This window comes from Streptomyces sp. NRRL B-3229, from assembly GCF_000719505.1.
GTDB classification, from domain to species: domain Bacteria; phylum Actinomycetota; class Actinomycetes; order Streptomycetales; family Streptomycetaceae; genus Streptomyces; species Streptomyces griseorubiginosus.
Genome location: NZ_JOGP01000006.1, coordinates 76236 through 93012, shown reverse-complemented (window position 1 = coordinate 93012; position 16777 = coordinate 76236). Strand labels below are relative to the sequence as shown.

General features: G+C 69.8%; 18 protein-coding genes. 6 read left to right on the top strand and 12 right to left on the bottom strand.

All coding sequences use genetic code 11. The features are described from left to right. Nucleotides 1-55: 55 nt before the first annotated feature. Both IF54_RS0110710 and IF54_RS0110705 read right to left on the bottom strand, forming a co-directional pair. On the bottom strand, nucleotides 56-1339 hold the full coding sequence (locus IF54_RS0110710; RefSeq protein WP_051735395.1) for a M48 family metallopeptidase: 1284 nt from the start codon (nucleotides 1337-1339) through the stop codon (nucleotides 56-58). A 92-nt stretch (nucleotides 1340-1431) separates the two neighbouring features. Then, nucleotides 1432-2217 (bottom strand): hypothetical protein, encoded by a 786-nt coding sequence (locus IF54_RS0110705; RefSeq protein WP_030316968.1) that lies wholly within the window; start codon nucleotides 2215-2217, stop codon nucleotides 1432-1434. A gap of 167 nt (nucleotides 2218-2384) precedes the next feature. Here IF54_RS0110705 and IF54_RS0110700 point away from each other — a divergent pair, with 167 nt between their 5' ends. Next, the gene (locus tag IF54_RS0110700) at nucleotides 2385-3302 is read left to right on the top strand and encodes a hypothetical protein (protein ID WP_078851942.1); all 918 of its coding nucleotides are present in this window, start codon (nucleotides 2385-2387) and stop codon (nucleotides 3300-3302) included. A 3-nt stretch (nucleotides 3303-3305) separates the two neighbouring features. Here IF54_RS0110700 and IF54_RS0110695 read toward each other — a convergent pair whose 3' ends face one another. The 8 genes from IF54_RS0110695 to IF54_RS0110660 all read right to left on the bottom strand — a co-directional run bounded on the left by IF54_RS0110695 (nucleotide 3306) and on the right by IF54_RS0110660 (nucleotide 9335). After that, nucleotides 3306-3617 carry a hypothetical protein gene (locus IF54_RS0110695; protein WP_030316965.1) on the bottom strand — a complete coding sequence of 104 codons (312 nt, stop codon included), beginning with the start codon at nucleotides 3615-3617 and terminating at the stop codon, nucleotides 3306-3308. Further along, nucleotides 3607-4212: a hypothetical protein gene (locus IF54_RS40470; protein ID WP_159002112.1), complete on the bottom strand. Its 606-nt coding sequence runs from the start codon at nucleotides 4210-4212 to the stop codon at nucleotides 3607-3609. Before IF54_RS40470 ends, IF54_RS0110695 begins: the two co-directional genes overlap by 11 nt. Nucleotides 4213-4375: 163 nt before the next feature. Next, nucleotides 4376-4984 carry a Uma2 family endonuclease gene (locus tag IF54_RS0110685; RefSeq protein ID WP_030316960.1) on the bottom strand — a complete coding sequence of 203 codons (609 nt, stop codon included), beginning with the start codon at nucleotides 4982-4984 and terminating at the stop codon, nucleotides 4376-4378. 159 nt (nucleotides 4985-5143) lie between these two features. After that, nucleotides 5144-5923 carry a succinate dehydrogenase iron-sulfur subunit gene (locus tag IF54_RS0110680; protein ID WP_030316959.1) on the bottom strand — a complete coding sequence of 260 codons (780 nt, stop codon included), beginning with the start codon at nucleotides 5921-5923 and terminating at the stop codon, nucleotides 5144-5146. Next, nucleotides 5923-7677, bottom strand: a complete 1755-nt coding sequence (gene sdhA, locus IF54_RS0110675; protein ID WP_030316956.1) for a succinate dehydrogenase flavoprotein subunit — start codon at nucleotides 7675-7677, stop codon at nucleotides 5923-5925. The genes IF54_RS0110680 and sdhA overlap by 1 nt, the downstream gene beginning before the upstream one ends. Before the next feature lie 22 nt (nucleotides 7678-7699). After that, a complete protein-coding gene (locus IF54_RS0110670) occupies nucleotides 7700-8182 on the bottom strand; it encodes a succinate dehydrogenase hydrophobic membrane anchor subunit (RefSeq protein WP_020135645.1) in 483 nt (160 codons plus the stop codon). A gap of 5 nt (nucleotides 8183-8187) precedes the next feature. Next, nucleotides 8188-8568 (bottom strand): succinate dehydrogenase, cytochrome b556 subunit, encoded by a 381-nt coding sequence (sdhC, locus tag IF54_RS0110665; protein ID WP_007384241.1) that lies wholly within the window; start codon nucleotides 8566-8568, stop codon nucleotides 8188-8190. Nucleotides 8569-8822: 254 nt separating this feature from the next. After that, nucleotides 8823-9335, bottom strand: coding sequence for a 2-oxo-4-hydroxy-4-carboxy-5-ureidoimidazoline decarboxylase (locus tag IF54_RS0110660; RefSeq protein WP_030316953.1), 513 nt, complete (start codon nucleotides 9333-9335; stop codon nucleotides 8823-8825). A 155-nt stretch (nucleotides 9336-9490) separates the two neighbouring features. On the opposite strand from IF54_RS0110660, the gene IF54_RS0110655 reads away from it, so the two are divergent. The 4 genes from IF54_RS0110655 to IF54_RS0110635 all read left to right on the top strand — a co-directional run bounded on the left by IF54_RS0110655 (nucleotide 9491) and on the right by IF54_RS0110635 (nucleotide 13434). Continuing rightward, entirely contained in the window at nucleotides 9491-11161 is a 1671-nt protein-coding gene (locus IF54_RS0110655) for a beta-N-acetylhexosaminidase (protein WP_051735413.1), read from the top strand. A gap of 196 nt (nucleotides 11162-11357) precedes the next feature. After that, on the top strand, nucleotides 11358-12140 hold the full coding sequence (locus IF54_RS0110645; RefSeq protein ID WP_030316949.1) for a DUF4328 domain-containing protein: 783 nt from the start codon (nucleotides 11358-11360) through the stop codon (nucleotides 12138-12140). A gap of 109 nt (nucleotides 12141-12249) precedes the next feature. After that, nucleotides 12250-12762 carry a hypothetical protein gene (locus tag IF54_RS0110640; protein WP_030316947.1) on the top strand — a complete coding sequence of 171 codons (513 nt, stop codon included), beginning with the start codon at nucleotides 12250-12252 and terminating at the stop codon, nucleotides 12760-12762. Nucleotides 12763-12837: 75 nt separating this feature from the next. Further along, a complete protein-coding gene (locus IF54_RS0110635) occupies nucleotides 12838-13434 on the top strand; it encodes a hypothetical protein (protein WP_030316944.1) in 597 nt (198 codons plus the stop codon). 29 nt (nucleotides 13435-13463) lie between these two features. On the opposite strand, the gene IF54_RS0110630 is transcribed toward IF54_RS0110635, so the two are convergent. Further along, entirely contained in the window at nucleotides 13464-13925 is a 462-nt protein-coding gene (locus IF54_RS0110630; protein ID WP_030316942.1) for a DUF1877 family protein, read from the bottom strand. 224 nt (nucleotides 13926-14149) lie between these two features. Between IF54_RS0110630 and IF54_RS0110625 the strand changes: the two genes are divergently transcribed. Next, nucleotides 14150-14542 (top strand): hypothetical protein, encoded by a 393-nt coding sequence (locus IF54_RS0110625; RefSeq protein WP_030316941.1) that lies wholly within the window; start codon nucleotides 14150-14152, stop codon nucleotides 14540-14542. A 103-nt stretch (nucleotides 14543-14645) separates the two neighbouring features. On the opposite strand, the gene IF54_RS0110620 is transcribed toward IF54_RS0110625, so the two are convergent. Further along, nucleotides 14646-16772 carry an N-acetylmuramoyl-L-alanine amidase gene (locus IF54_RS0110620; protein WP_030316938.1) on the bottom strand — a complete coding sequence of 709 codons (2127 nt, stop codon included), beginning with the start codon at nucleotides 16770-16772 and terminating at the stop codon, nucleotides 14646-14648. Nucleotides 16773-16777: the final 5 nt, after the last annotated feature.

Here is a 16777-nt window from a genome sequence, read left to right as displayed (position 1 = left end):
GGTTGAATCGGGAAGGGAGCCGGCGTCACTGGTTGAATCGGGAAGAGGGCCGCCGTCACGGGTTGCCGTAACCGTCCCTGACGACTTCGCGGGCCAGCGTGCCGCGGACCTCCGCCAGTTCCCCGGCGATGCGCTCCGTCCGGGAGTCGCCCGCGGTCACGGCGGCGGATGCCGGAGCGCCGCTCAGCAGGAGTTGGCGGCGCAGATGGGTCGGCGGGTGGGTCGCGTCGACGCTGTGCCCGCGCAGCGCCCCGACCCGCCGCTGCCGTTCGAACTCGGACTCCGGCACGGAGTCCAGGTGGGCGGCGAGCGCCTCCCACAGGCCGTCGCCGTCGTGCCGTCCGCCGCGCCCCGAACCGCGCATCCGGCGGCTGTTGGTCTCGCGGTGCAGGGTGGTGACGATCGAGTCGGTGACCATGAGGCGGTCCATCAGACCGACCGCGCCCTCGGTGGACCCGGCGCGGGCCGCCGCCGCGTCGGCCAGGTACTCACCGCGCTGGGAGGCCCGTGCGGTCAGCAGGTCGAGCAGTGCCAGGACGCCGGTGATGAGCAGACGCAGCGGGACACAGGCCAGGTTGGTGATGGCCTGGAGCACGTTCGGGTCGGGCATCGGGCGGACGTAGTAGAGCCAGGTGCCCAGCGATCTGCACGCGGTGCCCACCACCATGCCGTGCCGGGTGTCGCCGTGCGTGAAGTGACCGAGCTCGTGCCCGAGGAGTGCGATCCGCTGCTGCGGGCTCAGCACCTCCCACAGCGGCAGCCCCAGGGTCAGGAGCCGCCGCCGCAGCCCGAGTTGGGTCACACTCGCGTTGGCGTCGACGTCGACCACGACGGCGTCCACGCTCCGGGTGCCCAGGGCGGCGGCGACCTCGTCGACCAGCGCGTACAGCGCGGGCGCGTCCGCGCGCAGCAGGACGCGGTCGTCGTCGGACAGCCGGTTCAGCCGCGGCCGCAGCGACCAGGCCAGCGCCAGCAGGAACAGCCCGAACACCATACCGAGCCCGCCCCAGCCGCGGATCACGCCCAGCAGCCCGATCGCGGCCAGGACGAGGGTCAGGCCGTGCACGGCGAGCGCGAGCGCGAAGGCGAGCAGACCAGGCGCCGTACGCCCGCTCGACCCGCCCCCGCCCTCGCTGCTCAACTCCTCGAACAGGCGCACGCCGTACCGCTGGGCGATCCGGCGACGCACGCGGTCGAGCCCGCGCTTCTGCTCGCCGGGCCCCTGCGGATCCACGTTCCACTCACAGGCGGCGCACCACGTGGTGAACCGTCTGTCCGAACGGATCTCCACCCCGCACTGCGGGCACGACGACACGATCTCTTCTCCAGCGGTACGCACCGCTGCCTCCCCCGACCCCTGGCCCCTCCCCAGGGCCCCGACTCATGACCGCCGCAGTGGATCACGCCCGGCGCAGGGACGCAATCCCGTTCTCAGCCTCCGTTTCCGCAACCCCCCACGCGCCGGGTGCTGAGAGAGACGTCGTCCATACGGATGTCGTACGACGAGGGGGTCGGGTCGGCCTGATAGAGCTGCCAGCCCAGCTTCAGCTTGTCGAAGGCCGGGAAGACGAAGTCGTCCGCGGTTCCCCCGTGCACCTTGGTGGAGACGGTCAGGTCGGACCGCTCCACGCCGTCGGAGTACACCGTGACGCGGTTGTCGCGGGCGTCCAGATGGAACTCGACGCACTGCCACGTCCCGGCGACCGCGGGCGAGGAGGTCTTCCAGGAGGTCCAGTCCCCGGTCGGCCCGAGATCGGACCCGACTCCCCAGAAGTTGTGGTTGTCGGTCGGTGCGTACTGGCCCCCGAGCGGCCGCACCAGCGTGGGCGAGTCCGCCCCCGACGCCTCGGCGACGGTCCAGTGGGCCCAGTCGGGCGCGGTGGGAAACCCGCCTACCCGCAGCCGCACGCGCCCCCAGAAACTGTTGCCGGGAGGCGCGAGCTTGTCGAACACGAGAAAGGCCCGACCGTTCCCCTCGGTACGAATCCGAAGCTCCCGCCCATGCCCCGTCCCACTGGGAACGACGGTCAACGTCCCGCCGGCCGTGTCGCCGACCCAGTCCCGGCCCTGGCTGACGGGCCCGAGCGGAAGCCGGTCGAAGTTCTCCCGGGCCAGAGTCACGTGCGTGTCGGGGGTGGCGGAGGCAGTGGGGGGTATCGCGAGCAGCGCGGCCGACACGGCGAAGAACGTGGCGGCGACTCGTTTCAGGATTGCCATGACGGCAGTGTGCGACTGGCGTACCGCAAGTCACAACGATCACCCGGGACTTGACCAGTGTTGATCACCTTCCTGACCGGATCGCAACACGAGACCCGCCCTCCCCCTGCTTGACACCGCGCTTCATACTGAACAGCTCTCAGATGCGTAACGGGAGGGCGAGCTTCGTGCGACGGGTGCTGTCGGTGCATTTCGCGCCGTGCGCGCTGTTCGTCGCGGGAGTGCTGGCGCTGGTGCGGGCGGGGAGTTTTTCGGGGCGGAGCGACTGGGGTGACGTCTGGCCGGACCGGCCTGAAGCCGCGCTCGGCGTGATCCTCACGGTGATCGTCTGCGCGGTGTTCCTCGGCCTGCTGGCGCAGCCGTTCCAGGTGCGTGCGGTGCGGGTCCTCGAGGGCTACTGGGACCGCTGGTTCGTGACAGCCCGACTCGCGGAGCTGCTTTCCCGTGTGCAGCGCAGGCGTCAGCAGGCCTTGCGGAGGCGGGCGTACGGCAAGGGGGGAGGGGGCGCGGGCAAGCGCGTTCGCGCCGAGGCGCGCCGCCGCCTCGCCGCGTACCCGCCGGCTGATGTCGTGATGCCCACCGCACTCGGCAACGCCCTGCGCGCGGGGGAGTTGAGTGCCGGGGAGCGTTACGGGCTGACGACGCTGACCTCGTGGCCGCGCATCTTCCTCCAGGTGTCTGACCGCATGTCCGAGGTGCTCCGCTCCACCCGCAATGCGCTCGACACCGCTGTGAACCTCTGCTGGGCCCTGCTGGCGCTGGTCGGAACGGGGGGTTACGCCCTGTACGACGAGCCGGCCCTCTGGTGGTGGTGCGGTACCGGTCTGGTGCTCGCGGGAGGGGCCTACAAGGGTGCGGTGACGGCGGCGCAGACCTACTCCGGCCTGATGCATGTCGTATACGACCTGCACCGTTTCGATCTGCTGGACGCGCTGCACTATCCCTTGCCGACGCGCGCCGACGAGGAGGACACCTTCGCGGGGATATCGGCGCTCTTCGCCGGTGCGGAGCGCCCCGATCTGCCGTACGCCCACCTGGTCGACCGTGACTCGGACGCGCAGAGCTGCGAAGGTGAATCCGCTTGAGGGTCAGCTCAGCCCGAGAATCCTCATGAGTTCGGCTGCCTTGGTCAGGGCCTGGCCGCGGGAGATGCCGTTGAAAGCAGGCCCGGGGAGGATCTCGGCCGGGCAGCGGCCGCCATCGACGAGATCGTGCTCGAAGAAGGCACGATCCTTTACGAGATAGTCATTGATGGCGTTCTGGTCGGCATTTTTCAGGAGCTTTTCCCAGCGGTCGGTTGCGCCGCGCGGGTAGACGTCCTCGGGGGTGGGAAACCTGTCGCAGAATGGGCACTGGATCAATTGCACCGGCAGGCCGGGGAGTGTTACGTCATTCATCATGCTGATCCACCTCCTTCAGGGACTGCTGAGCTCTCACGGCCCTACGCCGTAACAGCCAATAGCGCCATCGAAAATAGGTGTTGAGTATCCAGAGGGCCTGGCCGGCCGCCGCGGCGCTGACGAGTCCTGTAGCGATCCATCGGCACCACGCGAGCTCGTTGTGGCCACGGGGGACCAGGACGAGGGCGATACCGAAGCCGAGGAGCACGGTGCCCACGTCGTACGCCATGCCCGCGCGTTCCAGCTTCGCCTTGCCTTTCTGGAAGTGTTTGGCCTGGTTCTTCAGCTGGGCGAGGCTGGGTGCCTCTTGACCGGTCCAGTTCCGAAGTTCTTCGTAAGAGTAGATCCACTGGCGCGCGTGATATCCGAGTTGGATGCTCAACAGCAATGAGATGACCGCTGCCACGATCAGCACGAGTGCAGGGCCTGCGAACCAGAAGTGACCGGCGTCCGCGCAGACCACTCCGATCAACGAAAGTGAACCTGCGGCCAGAAGTGGTGAGGCGATGAACAATGCCGTCTCGGTTGCCCTTACCAGTCCCAGAGGTGCAGGGTGTGCGACATGATCGTGCGCATGAATCACCTCGGTGTTCATTGACCCCCCACGCGCAACCGGTCACCCGAGTGGTACGGTCGCCGAATTCGGAGTGTGACAGATACCTGCCATGTGGGGAATACGGTCAATCGCGTAGGAGCGGCCCCGGCTCCATGCGTACGTTGTATGGAGTCGAGGCCAGTGGTTCAGCTGTGACGAGAAGTCAATCGCTCTTCGGCTGACCGGCTTTCAGAATCTCCGCCACGTCGAGGGTGACCTTGGCACCGAGAAAGTCAGGCAGGGTGACGAGCTCGCCGGAGGCGTGCACGCGGTGGTTGGCGTACTCGTCCCGCGCCGGGTCCGTCAGGACATGGAGACGCTTGTGCCTGCGGTCGACGATGATGTACGCCGGTACACCGGCGCCGGCATAGGCGGAGACTTTCGTGCGCAGGTCCGTCTGGTAGTTGCTGGACGTGACCTCCAGGACGAGGCGGAAGGCGATGGGGTCGTAGCAGTTGTTCTCGACCAGGTGTTCCTGGAAGTCGGCGTCCATCAGCGCGAGGTCGGGGACGGCGTAATCCTCGGTGCCGCTGGGCAGCCACAGACCGACGCCCTGGAGCACCTTGGACTCTGTTCCGTGGAGTCCGGCTGCGAGGAAGGGGACCATGAGCTCGGTCAGCGCTGTGGCGTGGGCACCGTCCGGCGGCGGGGACACGAGGATCTGGCCTCCGATGATCTCGACGCGGTGGCCCGGAAGGCGGTCCAAGAGGCGGTTCGCCTCCGCGATCAGCGGACGGTCGTGGTGAGGCCGCTCGACGGATGCTGCGGACATCGCGTGCCTCCTGCTGGGCTGGTGTCGAGAGCATCATCGTAGGCCGGGCGGCCCGCACGCGTCCCGTTCACGCTGTGTCACCTGAACGTGGCCACACACACGAGAGCCCCCTTCCCGAAAAAGGGAAGGGGGCTCTCGCGGTGATATGTGACTGAACCGTCAGAAGCGCCGAGTGATCAGTGCTCGCTTCACTTCCTGGATCGCCTTCGTGACCTCGATGCCGCGCGGGCAGGCGTCCGTGCAGTTGAAGGTCGTGCGGCAGCGCCAGACGCCGTCGCGGTCGTTGAGGATCTCCAGGCGCTGCTCGCCCGCCTCGTCACGGCTGTCGAAGATGAAGCGGTGGGCGTTCACGATCGCCGCCGGGCCGAAGTACTGGCCGTCGTTCCAGAAGACCGGGCACGAGGACGTGCAGGCCGCGCAGAGGATGCACTTCGTGGTGTCGTCGAAGCGCTCGCGGTCCTCGGCCGTCTGGAGACGCTCGCGCGTCGGCTCGTTGGTGTCCTTCGTGATCAGGAAGGGCATCACGTCGCGGTACGCCTGGAAGAACGGCTCCATGTCGACCACGAGGTCCTTCAGGACCGTCAGGCCCTTGATGGGCTCGACCGTGATCGGCTTCTCGGGGTTGATGTCCTTGATCAGCGTCTTGCAGGCCAGACGGTTCTTGCCGTTGATCCGCATCGCGTCCGAGCCGCAGATGCCGTGGGCGCAGGAGCGGCGGAAGGTCAGCGAGCCGTCCAGGTCCCACTTGATCTTGTGGAGGGCGTCCAGGACGCGCTCCTTCGGGTCGATCTCCAGCTGGAAGTCTTCCCAGACCGCCTCCGCCGAGACCTCGGCGTTGAAGCGGCGCACCCGGATGGTGACCGTGATGTACGGGGAGTCGGCGAAACCGGGCTCGGGCTCGCCGGCCGCGTCCTTCTTGTCCAGAACAGGGGTTGCCATCAGTACTTACGCTCCATCGGCTGGTAGCGGGTCTGGACGACCGGCTTGTAGTCGAGACGGATCGACTCGGCGCCGTCGTCGCCCACCTCGCGGTACGCCATGGTGTGGCGCATGAAGTTGACGTCGTCGCGGTTCGGGTAGTCCTCGCGGTAGTGACCGCCGCGGGACTCCTTGCGGGCCAGCGCGGAGACCGCCATGACCTCGGCGAGGTCCAGCAGGTTGCCGAGCTCGATCGCCTCCAGCAGGTCCGTGTTGAAACGACGGCCCTTGTCCTGGATCGCCACGTTCTTGTAGCGCTCACGCAGCTCGGCGATCTTCTCGACCGCCGTCTTGATCGTCTGCTCGGTGCGGAACACCATGACGTTGGCGTCCATGGTCTCCTGGAGCTCGCGGCGCAGGACCGCCACGCGCTCGGTGCCGGTCGAGTTGCGCAGCGCCTCGACCTGCCCGACGACCAGCGAGGCCGGGTCCTCCGGCAGCTCGACGAAGTCCGCCTTCTGGCTGTACTCCGCCGCCGCGATACCGGCACGGCGACCGAACACGTTGATGTCCAGCAGCGAGTTCGTGCCCAGCCGGTTCGCACCGTGCACCGAGACGCACGCGACCTCGCCGGCCGCGTACAGGCCCGGGACGACGGTGGTGTTGTCCGCCAGGACCTCACCCTCGACGTTCGTCGGGATGCCGCCCATCGCGTAGTGCGCGGTGGGCTGGATCGGGATCGGGTCCGTGTACGGCTCGATGCCGAGGTAGGTGCGCGCGAACTCCGTGATGTCCGGGAGCTTGGCGTCCAGCTGCTCCGGCGGGAGGTGCGTGAGGTCGAGGTAGACGTGGTCGCCCTCGGGACCGCAGCCGCGGCCCTCACGGATCTCCGTGTAGATGGAGCGGGACACGACGTCACGGGACGCGAGGTCCTTCATGACCGGCGCGTACTTCTCCATGAAGCGCTCGCCGTCCTTGTTGCGGAGGATGCCGCCCTCACCGCGGGCGCCCTCCGTCAGCAGGATGCCCATGCGCCAGATGCCGGTCGGGTGGAACTGGAAGAACTCCATGTCCTCCAGCGGCAGACCCCGGCGGTAGACGGCGGCCTGGCCGTCACCGGTCAGCGTGTGCGCGTTCGACGTCACCTTGAAGAACTTGCCGCAGCCGCCGGACGCGTAGATCACGGCCTTCGCCTGGAAGACGTGGATCTCGCCGGTCGCCAGCTCGTACGCCACGACACCGGCCGACTTCTTGACGCCGTCGACCTCGGTGATCAGCTGGTCCAGGACGTAGAACTCGTTGAAGAACTCCACGCCCTCCTTCACGCAGTTCTGGTACAGCGTCTGGAGGATCATGTGGCCGGTGCGGTCGGCCGCGTAGCAGGACCGGCGGACCGGGGCCTCACCGTGGTTGCGGGAGTGCCCGCCGAAGCGGCGCTGGTCGATCGTGCCGTTCGGGGTGCGGTTGAACGGCAGGCCCATCTTCTCCAGGTCGAGGACCGAGTCGATGGCCTCCTTCGCCAGGATCTCGGCGGCGTCCTGGTCGACCAGGTAGTCACCGCCCTTGACTGTGTCGAAGGTGTGCCACTCCCAGTTGTCCTCCTCCACGTTGGCCAGCGCGGCGGCCATACCGCCCTGCGCGGCGCCCGTGTGGGAGCGGGTGGGGTAGAGCTTGGTCAGCACGGCGGTACGGCTGCGCTTCGTCGACTCGATCGCGGCGCGCATGCCGGCGCCGCCGGCGCCGACGATGACGGTGTCGTACTTGTGGATCTTCATCAGGAATTCCTCAGCCCCGTGCCTAGCGGATGTTCGGGTCGAAGGTGAAGATCACCAGCGTGCCCAGCAGGATGGTGAACACCGTGGCGGTGTAGAGCAGGCCCTTGAGCCACAGCCGGGTGTTGGCGCGCTCCGCGTAGTCGTTGATGATCGTGCGCAGGCCGTTGGCGCCGTGCAGCATCGCGAGCCACAGCATCAGCAGGTCCCAGACCTGCCAGAACGGGGAGGCCCAGCGGCCGGCCACGAACGCGAAGCCGATCTTCGAGACACCGCCGTCCAGCACGAGCTGGATCAGCAGGTGCCCGATGACCAGGACGACCAGCACGATGCCGGACAGCCGCATGAACAGCCACGCGGCCATCTCGAAGTTGCCGCGCGTGGACTTGGGGGTCTTCTTGGTGCGCTTGCGCGGGGCCTCGATCAGGGGCGCCGGGTTGTCGACGCCGTAACCGGAGGAGCCCTCGACGGGGCCGATGCCGGAAGCGGTGGTTTCAGTGGTCGCCATCGGTATCAGCTCCCGAACAGTTCACGAGCGGCGTGGCCGAGGACGGGGTAGATCGCCCCGATCATGAGTACGACCCACAGGCCCACCACGGACCAGAGCATCTGCTTCTGGTAGCGCGGGCCCTTCGACCAGAAGTCGACGGCGATGACGCGCAGGCCGTTGAGCGCGTGGAAGAGGATGGCGGCGACGAGGCCGTACTCCAGGCACGCGACGAGCGGGGTCTTGTACGTGGCTACGACCTTGTCGTAGTCCTCGGGCGAGACGCGGACGAGAGCGGTGTCCAGCACGTGAACGAACAGGAAGAAGAAGATGAGGACGCCGGTGACTCGGTGAGCCACCCAGGACCACATTCCTTCCCGGCCGCGGTACAGCGTTCCAGCCGGCACGGAAGTCCCTCCGGGAGCGGGGATTGGGGCCGCGCCGGCTTGGTCTGTCGGTCGGGCCCGGCCGGGTACGGTCCACCGGCCCCCAGCATGCTATCCAAGCGGTGGCTGAAGGCTTACGGGGGGCCTACCGGTGTGATCGAAGTGGCACGCGGATGGGTGAGCCTCGGCGGCATCTGGGGTGGTCTCGGCTGCTATGTGCCGGGTGCGGCGCCGTGGGGGGTTCTCGCGCCCACGCGGCGGTAGCCGCAGATCGACTACCGCCCCGCGCCCCTGAGGAAGCGAACCAGCCGTTCCCTTGCCAGGCGACGGAGCTCCTCCGCAGCCACCACCCGCTCCTCCTCCGGATCGTTTGTCAATCGTGACCGGATGCCTGCCAGGACGTGGTCCAGGGCCTCGTCGGCGGGCAGGCCGTCCAGGCAGATCACGAAGGCGTGGCCGAAGCGGGCCTCGTACGCGGCGTGGGCCGCGTCCATGGCCATGTGGGCCGGCGAGTAGGCCCCCTCGGGGAGCAGCGGGAGCGTCTCGGCCGCGAGGGCCTCGGAGAGGTCCGCGGATGTCAGGTCGTACGCCGCCTCGTCGGAGGCCGCGAGGAGCGCCTCCACGGTCGGGTAGGGGCGGTGGGCCGCGACGCGCTCGGCCCAGCGGAGGCTGTGCAGGCAGTCCAGGAGGAGGCTCCGGGCCTCGGCGGCGGGGGCGATGTTGAAGGCGTCCAGAACCGTGGGCAGGGACGGTATGGCCACTCGGCCAGAAGTGTGTGTGGGCGTCACGTGTGTTTCGGCAGGGGAAGCTGTGAGCGGTGTGACGTCACGTTATCGAGTGTGGACATGACCTGTCCGACGGATGCCCGAATTTCACCCGCAAGGGAGAGTTTCGGAACGTGCGGTGGACGCGCCTTTTCTCCTGAGGCCCTAGCGTGGAGGGTGTGAGCCAGCACAGGAAGCGACCGGAGAAGCAGACGAGGCGGACGAGAGGGCTGATCACCGGAGCGGTCGCCGTGACCGTGGTGGCCGGGGTGGGCCTCGGGCTGTGGACGGGCCACGACGACAGCGCCCCAGCCGGGTCCGCGCAGGCGGAGACGCAGGCGGGAGCCGATCGGCGCGCGCCGTCGCTGTCGCCGTCCGCCGCCGCGCCGAGGCAGAGCCCGACGCCGAGTCCCACCCGCTCGTACCCGCTCTCCACCACCCCGCGCACCATCCCGGCCGTCCGCGCCCACACCCCGGCGCGCGGCCCCGGCTGGCGGCCCGCCGCCGGACGGCGCGTGGTCGTGAACGACGCCGGCCTCGCCGACGAGGGGCGGCTCGTCGCCGGTGAGCTGGGGCTGACGTACGCGGGCAAGAAGGGCGACGTGCGCGCCGGGGACGTACGACTGGCTCTCGACCACGGTGCCGGGGCGGCCCCGGAGTCGTACCGCATGACCGTGCGCGGCGGGCGGGTCGACATCAGCGGGCCGGACGACGCGGGCGTGTTCTACGGCACCCGCACGCTCAAGCAGGAGGTGCACGGGGGCGGTACGGCCCCGGAGGGCGTCGTACGGGACCAGCCGGCCAAGCCGGTGCGCGGGTTCTCCCTGGACATGGCCCGCAAGAGCTTCACGGCGGGCTGGATCGAGGACCGGGTCAGGGAGCTCGGCGACCTGAAGTACAACCGGCTCCAGCTGCACTTCTCCGACGACCAGGGGTTCCGGATCGCGTCCGACTCGCACCCCGAGATCGTCTCGAAGCAGCACCTGACGAAGGCGCAGGTGCGGAGGATCGTCGCGCTCGCGACGCAGCGGCACATCACCGTCGTACCGGAGATCGACTCGCCCGGGCACCTGGGCGCGGTCATCGCGGCCCACCCCGAGCTCCAGCTGCGCAGCGCGGCCGGGAACGCCCCGCAGGGGACCATTGACATCTCCAAGCCCGCGTCCGCCAAAATCGTCGACGATCTGCTCAAGGAGTACGCCGACCTCTTCCCCGGCTCCGACTGGCATCTCGGCGGGGACGAGTACCGGGCGCTGATGGTGTCGAACCCGGCGGCGACCTACCCCCAGCTCGCCGCCGCCGCCCAGAAGGCCTACGGCGCCGGCGGGACCGTCGCGGACCTGACGACGGGGTGGCTCAACGACCGTGCCGACACCGTACGGGCCGCGGGCAAGACGCCGCTGGCGTGGAACGACGGCTTCTTCCGCGGGACGTCGGTACGGCCCGCCGGTGACATCCGGGTCGCCTACTGGACGGGCAAGGAGATCGGCGCCCGGCAGCCGGCGGAGTACCTGAGCGCGGGGCGCAAGGTCGTCAACTACAACGACGAGTTCCTCTACTACGTCCTCGGGCAGCCCAACAAGTTCTTCTATCCCAGGGGCCAGCGGATCTACGAGCAGTGGACCCCGCGGGTGGTGCGCGGCACGACGGCCGTCTCCTCGAAGTACGACGGCCAGATCCTCGGCGGGTACTTCGCGGTGTGGTGCGACTTCCCGAACGCGCAGACGCAGGACCAGGTCGCGGCCGGCGTCCGGATGCCGCTGCGGGCGACCGCGCAGAAGCTGTGGGATCCGCGCAAGCCCGCCCTGACCTGGACGCAGTTCAAGGCGCTGGGCGACCGGCTGGGCTGAGCGGCCCGCGATGGGTGGTGGACGTACGGGGCCGGCGGATCGTATGTTCCGCATGCCGCGTGTGAGGCTCTGGGGAGAACCTGCGCGGTCTGCCGTTCATCACAGCTCGCTCATCACAGCTCGGCTGATCCACAGCTCGCTCATCACACAGCTCGGCTGATCCGCAGCCCAGATCGTGCACACCTCGGGGGACCACATGCTCTGCACGCGCTGCCATCACTTCGAAGCGGCACCGGACGCTGTGCTGTGCACCGCGTGCGCCACGCCCGCCGGCTTCGCGGCCCCGCCCGGCGCCGGGACGCCCGGCGCGGGCAAGCCGAAGGCCAGGCTGCGCTCACCGGTCGGACTCGGGTGGGCGACCGTGGCGCTCCTGGGCGTCGCCGCCGCTGTCGACCTCTTCGCCGTCGTTGCGGACTACCTCCGGTACGACGCCACGGGCGACCTCGCCGCGGGTGCCGGCGGGGCCGCGGTGCTGGACCGGGCCGACACGGCGGACGCGCTGACCGGGCTCGCGGCCGGCGCGCAGTCCGTCGCGCTGCTCGTCTGCGGCATCGTCTTCGTGGTCTGGCTCTGGCGGGTGCGGGTCAACGCCGAGGTGTTCGCGCCCGACGGGCACCGCAAGGCGCGCCCCTGGGTGATCGCGGGATGGCTCGTGCCGATCGCGAGCGCCTGGTACCCGCGCCGGGTCGTGCTCGACGTCTGGAACGCGAGCTGTCTCGGGGACCGGCCCAAGGGGCGCGCGCTGGTGAACCTGTGGTGGACGCTGTGGCTGCTGACCACTCTCGTCGGGTGGTTCCTGGCGAAGGTGGTCAAGGCCGCCCACACGGCCCGGGAGATCCACGACGCCATGCTTCCGATGCTGTTCATCGACGCCGTCGACCTCGCCGCAGCGCTGGTCGCCGCCGTGATGGTGCTGCGACTGACCCGGATGCAGGACGAGAAGGCCCGGCGAGGACCCGAGGTGCCCGCAGCGGTCTGACGGATTCGTGCCGGCCGCGCGCTGACGGATTTGGTCCGTCCCCTGTGAACCACCGTACGGATGTGGTGTATTCGGGCCCGAACCGTACCGAGCAGCGGGGGGACCGGGGATGGGCTACTGGGGTTACTTCGTCGTGGGCCGCTCGGAGCGGCCGCTCGACGGACTGGACGCGCTGGCCGGAGTCGAGGGCCTGGTCCTGCGGGAGTCGGCGCCCGACGGATGGCAGGTCTGGGAGTACGCGAGCGGTGAGGGCGAGGTCGGAAACATGAACTCCCTCGCCCGCGAGACCGGTTCGCCCGCGCTGTTCGGTTACGTCATGGACAGCGCGTCCGTGGTCGTCGAGGCGGCGGCCCCGGAGAGCGGGGGCTGGACGACCTGTCTGGCCCGCGAAGCCATGACCCGGTATCTCGGGCCCGACGACTCCGACGGGGGCGGACTCGCCCTGGACGACTACTTCCTGGAGCCCCGGGACGCGGCCGCGCGGGCGGTCGCCTGGGCGGCGGAGGCGGGGCACGTGGTGGCCGAGGAACCGCTTCTCGACGTACTGGTCTCCGAACCCGACCCGTTGGCCGAAAACCTCTTCTTCCGTATGCTCGACCGACTCGGTGTGGTGCCCCTGTGACACTCCCGGGCCATCGCACGCAGTAAGGGGAAGTGCGGGTTCCGTGAGGGAACGCCGCTCGCGAGGGAGGCGTGGATGAGTCTGGTGGAGCTGATCGGCCAGGCCGACGAGCGCGGGCTGGCGGCCGGCGGGTTGGCTTGTTTGGATCGCTGTGTACCGCTGCTCGGCGGCGACGACGAGGTCCTGCGCCCCCTGTGGGCCGACCTCGCGACCGACACCGGCCGCCCCGGACAGTGGGCCGAACTTCTGGACCAGGCTCGCGGAAAGCTGGGCGGGGGAGGGGAGTTCGGGTCGGCGGCGGAGGGCGCCCCCCAGGGCGCCGGTGCCGACGAGGCCGTGTCACTGGCGCGGCGGATGCTGGAGGCCGCGCCGGCCGCGCGGTCCGGTGCCGAGGTACGGGCATGGGCCGACGTCTGCTCGGTCGCCGCGCTGCGGATCCACCAACTGCTCGACCCTCTGAAGGACACCGCCGGCTCGCTCGACGAGCGCCGCGAGGGCCGTACGGAGGGCATGTCACCCCTCGTCGCCGCCGAGCTCCGCCGCCAGATCACCGTCCTGGAACTCCTCGCCGGCCACGGCGCTGCCGGTGTGCGTCCCGCCCTGGAGGTGTCCACGGAGGGCCGCCGGGTCCTGCGCGCGGTGGTGTCACGGCGGAGCCGGCGGAGGGGCTGAAGGGACGGAGAGGGCCGGGGCGAGCATCCTCACGGGAGCAGCCACTTGACGACCGCGTCCCCGTACCGGGCCGTCTGACCGTAGAACGCCGTCAGGTCCCGGTGCGCCGCCGCGAACACCCCCCGCGCCTCCCGCTCGGCACCCGCCCCGCCGTACCTCGGCAGCAACTCCTCGCGGGCAAGCCGCCACAGGGCCTCGAAGTCGGTGGCTCCCAGGTATGACGAGACCTGGTGCGTCCTGGCCGCGGTCAGCAGGAGGAAGGGCGGCTTTTCGTGGTCGGCGGGGTAGACCGGCAGCCCGCCCAGGACCACCTCGGCGCCGGTGTAGAGGAGTTCGTGGTCCAGGTAGGACTTGTCCAGCACCTCCTCACGGTGGCGGCCGATGCGTTCGCGTACGGCGTCCCAGTCGTCCTCGAACAGCCGTTGCAACCAGTTGGCGCTGTTGCGCAGGGCCGAGGGCGGCACCGCGCGGAGATGGAAGTAGTCACTCATCAGAGACAGGAGCGCACGGAGGCGCCGAAGCGTCACTCCGGCGTCAACCACGGGAGCGAAAGGGTCCTGTGACTGTCCGAAGGGCGTTGCGGTGAAGGTGCGTCGGTCCTGCGCCGATGTCGCTGAAGCCCCCTGGATCGTGTGACGCGCGGCCCCCTTGGAGCGCTGTCACCCGTGTGACGACTGATGTGACCGCTCATGCGACAGCCTGTTCGACCGCCGACGTGAACACCCACCGGGCCCACCGGCCCGCCGCCGCGGCCAGACCCGTGCGCTGGGCGGCGGACGCGGTGTCCGCCCTGCGTGAGGGTGCCCGGGTCCGGCTCGACTACTCCGCGCAGAGCCTGTGGCGGGTCGACCGGCTCATCGAGGAGATACGCCGGGAGGGAGCGCCGTACGCCGCCGTCGAGACCGTGCTGCGCGGGTTCGGTGCCTACGCCGGTGAGGTCGTGGTCCGCCAGACCGGTGCCGAGTGGTGGACGACCGGCGGCGAGTACTGGGTCCGCACGCCCGACGGCCGCCTCTGGGACCCGGTGGACGAGGCCCGCCGCTGTTTCGTCGGCGACGGCTCGCTGCGGCTGCTGTGCCGGGACGCGACGGGTGCCGTACGGCGATGACCGCGCCGACCCCTGTCGCCGCCCGGTGAACGCGGGACGGGCGCCCGCTCCCCGGGATGCGGGGAGCGGGCGCCCGAGTCGGTCAAGCGGGTGCCCAGGACGGCTACTTGACGTAGACCAGACCGTCCGTGGTGATCGTCGGGCGGCCGCTGGTGCCCACCACCACGATCTTGATCTTGTGCTGGGTGCTGCTCGACCAGGACTTGGCCCAGATCGCCTGGCGGTACTTGGTGGTGGAGGACTTCAGGTCGACGGTCGCGACCTTGGTGCCGTCCACGTAGACGTACGCCTGCCCGGAGGTGGACGCCCGCGAGACCACCCACGCGGCGGACCGGCCGGTGAACGTCCAGGTCAGGCTCGCGTTCTTGGAGCCGCTGGAGTACGACTTCCCGCCGAGGTAGCTGGACGACGAACGGGAGGTCCAGGTGCCGGACTTCGTGGCCGAGGTCTCCTGGAGGATCACCGGCGTGAAGGCGGGCGACGAGGTGCGGGTGTTGCCCGCGACGTCGTACGCCGTCATCGACCAGGTGCTCGCCGCGCCGGACTTGGCGGTGCGGTTGGAGCTGGTGATGGTCGGGCCGAAGGTGGCCGTCGTCGGAGACACCAGGTTGACCTGCTTCAGCGCCTGCGCGTCGGTGGCCTTCCAGCCGAGGGTGACCGGGACGGCGGCGGTCTCGACCGTGCCGGTGCGCAGGGTGATCTTCGGGGTGGTGGCGAAGACCGGCGCGGTGGTGTCCGCGACGACCGTCAGCGCGGTGGTCGCAGGCGAGGTCTTGCCCGACTGGTGCACCGCCCGCACCGCGACCTTGTGGCTGCCCGCTGCCAGGGTCGTGTTCGCCGACGTGGCCGTACCCGGGACCGTCGTGACGACGTTGCCGTCGACGAGCAGCTCGAACTTCGAGATCAGCGAACCCGGCGTGGTCGTCGACCACTTCACGGTGATCGCGCCCTTGGTCCAGTACGTCGAACCGGACAGGGTCGCGCCGGTCAGCGAGGTGACCTTCAGGTCCTGCACCGGGCCGGCCGCCCAGGCGCGGATGGTCGGCAGCTGGCCGTAGAGGCTGTTGCCGGGGCACTCGGTGGCGTAGCCGTCGCGGTGACCCGAGATCGCGCTGAAGGGGTAGGAGCTGCCGGACGTGAAGCTCGTACCGGCGAGGTTCTTCTGGGTCGCGCCCGCCTTCAGCTGGACCGTCGAGGCGGGGTCGACGCCGTACTGGCCGAGCTTCCAGGCCGCGATCCGGGCGACCGAGGTGAGGGCGGCGTTCGAGGCGCCCGCGTCGGTGTACTCGCCGAGGACCGCGATGCCGGCGGACTCACGGTTCCAGCCGTAGGTGTGGGCGCCCAGGACCGGCTGGTCGACGCCGCCCTTGCGGCCCTCGAAGATCGTGCCGCACTTGTCGACCAGGAAGTTGTAGCCGAGGTCGTTCCAGCCGTTGCCGCCGGGGGCCGGGGCGGTGTGGTACGCGTAGATGGCCCGCACGATCGACGCCGACTCCGCGCAGGTGTAGTCGTTCGACCCGGCCGTGTGATGGACGAAGACGGCCTTCACATCGGTGTTGTACTCCGACGGGTCGGGGCTCAGGTCCTCGTCGGCGCCCCAGTCGGCGCGCGAGACGATCGGCGGCTCGGGAACGTTGGACGCCGGGCCGGGGGGCGTGGTGGCCGTGGGCGAGGCGGCCGAGGGGCTCGGGGTCACGTCCTCCGCGTAGGCCGCCGGCTCGGTCGCGGCGTCGGACGCTTCGGCGGCGGTCACGCCCGGGTCGACCAGGTTGACCCTGAGACCCGAGGGCAGTCCGGCGCTGGTGGTGCCGTCCTCGTGGACGACCTGGACCTCGACACCGTCCGAAGGTCCCACCCACAGCGGTTCGGACGCGCCGCGCGCCCCGGCCCGCTCGTCGGCGTCCTCCACCGGGTCCGCGTCCGTCTCCAGGTCCTGCCAGGACGTCCACGCGCCGGTGTCGATGCTCCGGGTGCGTACCTGCGCCTTGCCGTCGAGCTTCTTGGTCGCCCCCGTCCAGGAGATCCCGAGCAGCGAGAACTGCTTGGTCTCGGTGCGCGGCAGCTCGCGCTCGCCGGTCTCGGGAGCCTTCAGCCCCAGGTTGTAGACCTTCACCGGTCGCTCGGTCAGATCCCCCGCGGCGTCGGTCGACGGACTGGCGACGGCGTAGCCGGCGATGCCGCCGCCTCCCAGAACCACCGCACCGAGCGTCAGCCACGCACGCCGTTTCATGCTGA

What these genes read in the sequence shown, in the direction of transcription:
- IF54_RS0110705 (WP_030316968.1), bottom strand. Translation starts at nt 2,217, where the DNA reads ATGGCAATCCTGAAACGAGTCGCCGCCACGTTCTTCGCCGTGTCGGCC.
- IF54_RS0110695 (WP_030316965.1), bottom strand. Translation starts at nt 3,617, where the DNA reads ATGATGAATGACGTAACACTCCCCGGCCTGCCGGTGCAATTGATCCAG.
- IF54_RS40470 (WP_159002112.1), bottom strand. Translation starts at nt 4,212, where the DNA reads ATGAACACCGAGGTGATTCATGCGCACGATCATGTCGCACACCCTGCA.
- IF54_RS0110685 (WP_030316960.1), bottom strand. Translation starts at nt 4,984, where the DNA reads ATGTCCGCAGCATCCGTCGAGCGGCCTCACCACGACCGTCCGCTGATC.
- IF54_RS0110680 (WP_030316959.1), bottom strand. Translation starts at nt 5,923, where the DNA reads ATGGCAACCCCTGTTCTGGACAAGAAGGACGCGGCCGGCGAGCCCGAG.
- sdhA (WP_030316956.1), bottom strand. Translation starts at nt 7,677, where the DNA reads ATGAAGATCCACAAGTACGACACCGTCATCGTCGGCGCCGGCGGCGCC.
- IF54_RS0110670 (WP_020135645.1), bottom strand. Translation starts at nt 8,182, where the DNA reads ATGGCGACCACTGAAACCACCGCTTCCGGCATCGGCCCCGTCGAGGGC.
- IF54_RS0110645 (WP_030316949.1), top strand. Translation starts at nt 11,358, where the DNA reads ATGCTCTGCACGCGCTGCCATCACTTCGAAGCGGCACCGGACGCTGTG.
- IF54_RS0110640 (WP_030316947.1), top strand. Translation starts at nt 12,250, where the DNA reads ATGGGCTACTGGGGTTACTTCGTCGTGGGCCGCTCGGAGCGGCCGCTC.
- IF54_RS0110635 (WP_030316944.1), top strand. Translation starts at nt 12,838, where the DNA reads ATGAGTCTGGTGGAGCTGATCGGCCAGGCCGACGAGCGCGGGCTGGCG.
- IF54_RS0110630 (WP_030316942.1), bottom strand. Translation starts at nt 13,925, where the DNA reads ATGAGTGACTACTTCCATCTCCGCGCGGTGCCGCCCTCGGCCCTGCGC.
- IF54_RS0110620 (WP_030316938.1), bottom strand. Translation starts at nt 16,772, where the DNA reads ATGAAACGGCGTGCGTGGCTGACGCTCGGTGCGGTGGTTCTGGGAGGC.